The sequence below is a fragment of the Shewanella sp. 10N.286.54.B9 genome (genome assembly GCF_041468565.1).
Taxonomy (GTDB): domain Bacteria; phylum Pseudomonadota; class Gammaproteobacteria; order Enterobacterales; family Shewanellaceae; genus Shewanella.
Genome location: NZ_JBFRIY010000062.1, coordinates 21,431 through 28,602 on the forward strand (window position 1 = coordinate 21,431; position 7,172 = coordinate 28,602).

Sequence of the window (7,172 nt, forward strand, 5' to 3'; positions counted from 1 at the left end):
TCCGCTGGATTAGATCTTACATGCGCCACCAGCGCAACTGTCATCTTCTACTTCGATGGCAGTGATATCGTCATGACTATCTGAAGCTCCATCACGAGTATTGTGATAGTAAAGTGTTTTCACACCATATTTGTATGCGGTCAATAGATCCTTTAGCAGAACCTTCATCGGTACCTTACCATCTGGGAAACGGCCCGGATCGTAATTTGTGTTAGCCGAAATTGATTGATCAACAAACTTTTGCATCAAGCCAACTAACTGAATGTAGCCGTCATTGTTCGGCATTTGCCATAGGAGCTCATAGCTGTACTGATACTTATCAAAATCAGGAACAACTTGTTTAAGTTGACCATCTTTACTTGCCTTAACGCTGATTAAACCGCGTGGTGGTTCGATACCATTGGTTGCGTTAGAGATTTGAGATGAAGTCTCAGACGGCATCAATGCTGAAAGCGTAGAATTACGTAGCCCATGTGTTTTAATCTCCTCGCGCAGTGATTCCCAGTCCATATGTAATGGCTCATCACAGATCTTATCAAGATCACGCTTATAGGTATCAATTGGCAAAATACCTTTAGAGTATGTCGTTTCGTGGAACGAAGGACACGCGCCTTGCTCTTTTGCTAAATTGTTTGAAGCTTTCAACAAATAATACTGAATCGCCTCAAACGTTTTATGGGTAATACTGTTCGCTGAGCCGTCAGAATAACGTACACCTTCTTTAGCAAGGTAATTGGCAAAGTTAATGACTCCAATACCTAAGGTACGACGATTCATCGATGCTTTCTCAGCAGAGATGATTGGATAATCTTGATAATCTAGTAAGTTATCCAGTGCTCGTACTGCTAGATCCGCTAAAGGCTCAAGCTCCTCTAGATTTTTAATTGCGCCTAGGTTTAACGCTGAAAGTGTACAAAGGGCAATTTCACCATCAGGATCATTAATGTTATTTAGTGGCTTAGTTGGTAACGCAATCTCTAAACACAAGTTTGACTGACGAACTGGAGCGACTTTAGAATCAAATGGGCTGTGAGTGTTACAGTGATCGACATTCTGTATGTAGATACGACCCGTTGACGCACGTTCTTGCATCATTAATGAAAACAGCTCGACAGCTTTGATTTGTTGCTTACGAATACTTTCGTCAGCTTCATACTTTAAATAAAGACGTTCAAATTCATCTTGATCTTCAAAGAATGCGTCATACATACCTGGTACGTCAGATGGGCTGAATAAGCTAATCATGCCACCTTGGATCATACGTTGATACATCAACTTATTGATTTGCACGCCATAATCTAAATGACGAATACGGTTATCATCAACACCACGGTTGTTCTTTAGTACAAGTAGTGATTCAACTTCTAAATGCCAGATCGGGTAGAACAGGGTCGCTGCACCGCCACGAACGCCGCCTTGCGAACAAGATTTTACTGCCGTTTGGAAGTACTTATAGAAAGGTAAGCAACCTGTATGGAATGCTTCACCACCACGAATAGGGCTACCTAATGCACGAATACGACCTGCATTAACGCCGATCCCTGCTCGCTGCGACACATATTTAACGATAGAAGATGATGTGGCGTTAATTGAATCTAAGCTGTCGCCGCACTCAATTAATACACATGAGCTAAATTGACGAGTAGGGGTGCGAACGCCGGCCATAATCGGTGTAGGAAGCGAAATCTTAAACGTAGAAGTCGCATCGTAAAAATCTTTTATGTATTTAAGGCGAGTCTCTTTTGGATATTTCGCGAATAAACATGCCGCAACCAAGATATAAAGGAACTGTGCGCTTTCATAAATTTCATGAGTGACACGGTTCTGAACTAAATACTTACCTTCTAACTGCTTAACGGCAGCATAAGAAAAGTTCATATCGCGCCAGTGATCGATATAACCGCCTAAGATATCTATCTCTTCGCGGCTGTAATCTTCCAGTATATGGGCGTCGTATTTACCTAATTCAATGAGCTTTACAACATGGTCGAACAGTTTTGGCGGTTCAAACTGTCCAAATGCTTTTTTACGTAAATGGAAAATGGCAAGTCTAGCTGCTAAAAATTGGTAATCAGGCGCTTCTGGCGAGATTAAGTCAGCAGCTGCTTTAATGATAGTCTCGTGAATAGCCTCTGTCGGGATCCCTTCGAAAAACTGTAGGTGAGAACGTAATTCAACTTCGGAGACTGACACATTTGTCAGTCCTTTAGCTGCCCATTCAATAACTCGATGGATCTTGTCAAGATCAATGGTTTCACGTTCGCCACTACGTTTTGTGACTGTCATATTGCTATTCATTAAAGATAAACCTTGGTTCTTATATTTATGAAAGTGACCTACTTTAGGCGCACTGTACGTTTCCCTGTAAACAATCCAAATAAAACTGTAAAACAGTGGCATCCAATCTGTTGACACAACCTACTAACTAGTGTCTACGATTGTCACTCACACACAATATATGGTGTTTTAAAATTTCTAAGGTACAAGATAGTGAGGTTATTGGATTTTTGCAAGTATGAATTGTGGGTACAAGTTGTGGATATCTTGAGGATAATTATTAGGGTTAGTAATAGCTAACCCTTGAAGCTTGTTTTGATTTGAGTTCTCCGTTGAAGATGAATATTTAGCCAGCCAAAAAACTTGTTGAAGATCGCAGGATCCTTTAGCGATCTTCATCTTTTACAATCTAGATCGAATGCTTATATGTTGAGATGATTTTTAAGCCATTTGCTAAGATCGTCTGGATCTATAAAACTGATGTCGCTTGGCCACTCCGTTATTACATCACTGGGTCCAATATACCCCCATTCTGCGAGTCCTGCATACATACCGCAGGCCTTAGCGGCCTGCATATCTCGCTCAGCATCACCAAGATAGAGGATCTGATCAGGGCTAACGGACAATTGTTGCGCAGCAAGCAGCATTGGCGCAGTATGAGGTTTTGAATGCAAAGTACTATCACCACTAATGATTGTTGGCATTAATTTTTCAAAACCCATTTTAATCATCAGTGGACGGGTAAACCTAGCAGGTTTATTAGTGACAACCCCAAATGGAATGTTTTGTTCAGACAGTAAGTTTAAAAAAGCATCCAAGCCAGCGAAAAGCTGACAATGCTTACCGTTTACTTGGGGATAGTTGGCTAACAGAGCTGATTGTACTTGAGCATGCATAGTTTCGTTTTGCTCTGGCAATGCTGTTTGCACTAAAGCTAAACTACCATGTGACGCTTGATAACGAAGCTCACTGCTAGTAACTGCAGCAAAACCGAACTGTGCAAGGCTAATGTTGAGTGCCTCAATCATATCTGGTGCAGTGTCGGCTAATGTGCCATCAAGATCAAAAAGCACCCCTTTAATGGCGAGGCGCTTGTCTGTTAAGTGACAATCAGTCATTTTTAGTCGTTGCTATCATATAATTGACTTCTAAACTTTTTGTGTACTTAAACACATCGGTAATAGGGTTGTAGGTAATACCTACTGCATCGATGCAGATGAGCTCGGCACTATCGGCTAGGCCAATGAGTTCCGAAGGTCTGATAAACTTATTGTGATCATGGGTGCCGACCGGTAGCATTTTTAATAAATATTCGGCACCTAAAATAGTTTCTACGTAGGCTCGAATGTTTCTATTAATGGTGGAGAAAAATACATAGCCGCCAGGTTTAACCATATCGGCACATGCTTGGATGACTGAGCTTGGATCAGGCACATGCTCAAGCATTTCCATACAGGTGATGACATCATATTGTTGTCGGTGTTCATCACGATGGTTTTCGGCGGTATTTTTAATATAGTTTATTGAAACGCCAGTTTCTAATGCGTGCAAACGAGCAACATCAAGCGGTTCTTCTCCCATATCAAGACCGGTTACATTTGCGCCAATGCGCGCCATGCTTTCGGACAAAATGCCACCACCACAGCCAACATCGAGTACATTCTTACCAAAAATGCCACCGGCAGTTTGATCAATATAGTTAAGACGAAGAGGGTTGAGGTTATGCAGCGGTTTGAACTCACCGTTTGGGTCCCACCAGGTTGCAGCCATTTTTTCAAATTTTGCAATCTCTTCAAGATCGACATTATCATTGTTTTGCACAGTTTGTACCCCGAATCGATTAAATCATCTTTTGTGCTCATTATAATGATTAGTAGCAATAAACAAAGCGGATATCACTGGCTTTTAAAGGATTAATTGAAAGTGGTGATTAAATGCACTTATGCCTTGATTTTAATCAATAGTATTGGCTTTTACCGCTTATTTAAAATGAATACAGTATTGGGTCTAGCGCCATCAAATAACTGTGTTAGAATGCCAAATCACGTTTTCAAGCACGGCCATTCTTAACAGTGAGAATAGCGTGCTAAATTTCAGGGGATCGAGCAGTTTATGACTGATCTGGCTTCATCTATAACACCAATTAATATTGAAGACGAATTAAAGAATTCTTACCTCGATTACGCTATGAGTGTAATCGTAGGCCGGGCACTGCCCGATGTTCGTGATGGCTTAAAGCCTGTTCACCGTCGCGTTTTATTCGCCATGAACGAATTGAAAAACGACTGGAACAAACCATATAAGAAATCGGCTCGTGTGGTCGGTGACGTAATCGGTAAGTATCACCCACATGGTGACACCGCGGTTTACGACACGATCGTTCGTTTAGCACAGCCATTCTCTATGAGATACCCGCTTATCGACGGCCAAGGAAACTTTGGTTCTGTTGATGGTGATGCAGCAGCTGCAATGCGTTATACCGAAATCCGTATGGACAAAGTCGCGCATCAATTACTAGCCGATCTTGAAAAAGAGACGGTTGACTTTGTACCTAACTATGATGGTACTGAGTTTATACCTGCTGTTTTACCAACACGCATACCGACATTACTAGTTAATGGTTCTTCAGGTATCGCGGTTGGTATGGCAACAAACATCCCACCTCATAATTTGAGTGAAGTCATTGCCGGTTGTTTAGCGCTTATTGAAGATCCTGCGTTATCAATCGAACAGTTAATGGAACATATTCCAGGACCTGACTTCCCAACAGCAGCTATCGTTAATGGTCGCAAGGGCATTATTGATGCTTATAAGACTGGCCGTGGCCGCGCAGTTATGCGTGCTAAAGCTGAAATTGAAGAAGAGAATGGTCGCGAACGTATTATTGTTCACGAAATTCCATATCAAGTTAACAAAGCCCGCCTTATCGAGAAGATGGCTGAGCTAGTTAAAGATAAAAAGATCGAAGGGATCAGTGGCCTACGCGATGAGTCTGATAAAGACGGTATGCGTATTGTTATTGAGATCAAACGTGGTGAAGTCGGCGAGGTTGTACTCAACAACTTATACGCTCAAACACAAATGCAATGCTCTTTTGGTATCAATATGGTTGCGTTGACTAACGGTCAACCAAAACTATTTAACCTTAAAGAGATGCTTGAGTGCTTTATTCTTCATCGTCGTGAAGTCGTTACGCGTCGTACCGTATTTGAACTACGTAAAGCCCGTGAACGCGCCCATATTTTGGAAGCGCTTGCAGTAGCACTAGCAAACATTGACCCTATCATTGCGCTCATTAAAGCATCGCCAACGCCAGCTGAAGCTAAAGTTAAGCTTGTGGCACAAGGTTGGGAGCTTGGCCATGTTAAAGGCATGCTTGAGAAAGCAGGCGATGATGCCGCGCGTCCTGAGTGGTTAGAGCCAGAATTTGGTATCCGTGATGACAAGTACTTCCTGACAGAACAGCAAGCTCAAGCAATTCTAGAGCTTCGCTTACACCGTCTAACTGGCCTTGAGCACGACAAGATCATTGCTGAGTATGAAGAGTTGCTTGAAATCATCGCGGCGTTGCTACTTATCTTAAGCAGCCCACAACGTTTGATGGAAGTGATTACTGAAGAGCTACATGAAGTACTAGAAAACTTTGGCGATGAACGTCGCACAGTTATCAATGCTAATGAAGTTGATATGAGTCTTGAAGATCTCATCAACGAAGAGGACGTGGTAGTTACACTTTCTCATCTTGGCTATGCAAAATATCAAGCGCTTACAGATTACCAAGCGCAGCGCCGTGGTGGTAAGGGTAAAGCAGCAACTAAAGTTAAAGATGAAGATTTCGTCGAGAAACTATTGGTAGCAAATACCCACGACACTATTTTGTGTTTCTCTGACTTCGGTAAAATGTATTGGCTGAAAGTTTACCAATTGCCACTTGCAAGTCGTACTGCTCGTGGACGTCCAATTGTAAACTTATTACCGCTTTCTGAAGGCGAGCGTATTACTGCTATTCTACCTGTACGTGAATATGCCGACGATAAATATATCATCATGGCAACCTCTCACGGAACCGTTAAGAAAACAGCGTTAACAGCCTACAGCAACCCTCGTGCTAACGGCATTATTGCTGTTAACTTGAAAGATGGTGACCAACTGATTGGTGTTGATATTACCGATGGTAATGACGATATCATGTTGTTCTCTAACGAAGGTAAAGTAGTTCGCTTTAACGAAAAAGCACGTAATGCAGAAACTGGCGAAGTGAAGATTGATCCAGAAACCGGTGAAGAGGTGATCGCACTGCGTGCGATGGGTCGTACCGCTACCGGTGTTCGTGGTATTAAGCTTGAAGATGGCCAAGCCGTGGTATCGCTAATTGTGCCTAAAGAAGATGGCGCAATCTTGACGGTAACCGAAAATGGTTATGGTAAACGAACTGCACTATCTGAGTACCCAGCTAAGAGCCGTGGTACAAAGGGTGTTGTTTCTATCAAAGTAAGCGAACGTAACGGTGCAGTTGTAGGTGCAGTTCAAGTTGGTGAGAATGACGAGATCATGCTGATCAGCGACAAAGGTACCTTAGTTCGTACTCCTGCAACAGGCGTATCAAGTATTGGTCGTAACACTCAAGGCGTTACTATTATCCGTACCGCTGAAGATGAAAAAGTAGTAGGTCTGCAGCGTATTGATGAGATACAGGATGACGAAGTTGAACTGGATGAAGAGGGTAACCCCATCGTCAGCGAGGAGACTACAGAAGTAGCTTCTGATGCAGAAGGTTCTGAATCAACAGAATCAACTGAGTCTGAAGACTAGTTAGTTTAACTAACTATCAACTAAAAAAGGATGCCATTGGCATCCTTTTTTGTTTTAGTCAGGAGTAATACCAATTCCATTAA

4 protein-coding genes are annotated in these 7,172 nt (G+C 42.3%); 1 reads left to right on the top strand and 3 read right to left on the bottom strand.

The annotated features are described in order from the left end of the window. Positions 1-9: 9 nt before the first annotated feature. The 3 genes from nrdA to ubiG all read right to left on the bottom strand — a co-directional run bounded on the left by nrdA (position 10) and on the right by ubiG (position 4,098). Entirely contained in the window at positions 10-2,298 is a 2,289-nt protein-coding gene (gene nrdA / locus AB4135_RS19195; RefSeq protein ID WP_220738516.1) for a class 1a ribonucleoside-diphosphate reductase subunit alpha, read from the bottom strand. Positions 2,299-2,699: 401 nt separating this feature from the next. Next, positions 2,700-3,395: an HAD family hydrolase gene (locus AB4135_RS19200; protein WP_371995042.1), complete on the bottom strand. Its 696-nt coding sequence runs from the start codon at positions 3,393-3,395 to the stop codon at positions 2,700-2,702. Further along, positions 3,388-4,098 (bottom strand): bifunctional 2-polyprenyl-6-hydroxyphenol methylase/3-demethylubiquinol 3-O-methyltransferase UbiG, encoded by a 711-nt coding sequence (gene ubiG / locus AB4135_RS19205; protein WP_371995043.1) that lies wholly within the window; start codon positions 4,096-4,098, stop codon positions 3,388-3,390. The genes AB4135_RS19200 and ubiG overlap by 8 nt, the downstream gene beginning before the upstream one ends. Before the next feature lie 291 nt (positions 4,099-4,389). On the opposite strand from ubiG, the gene gyrA reads away from it, so the two are divergent. Next, positions 4,390-7,089: a DNA gyrase subunit A gene (gyrA, locus tag AB4135_RS19210; RefSeq protein ID WP_371995044.1), complete on the top strand. Its 2,700-nt coding sequence runs from the start codon at positions 4,390-4,392 to the stop codon at positions 7,087-7,089. Positions 7,090-7,172: the final 83 nt, after the last annotated feature.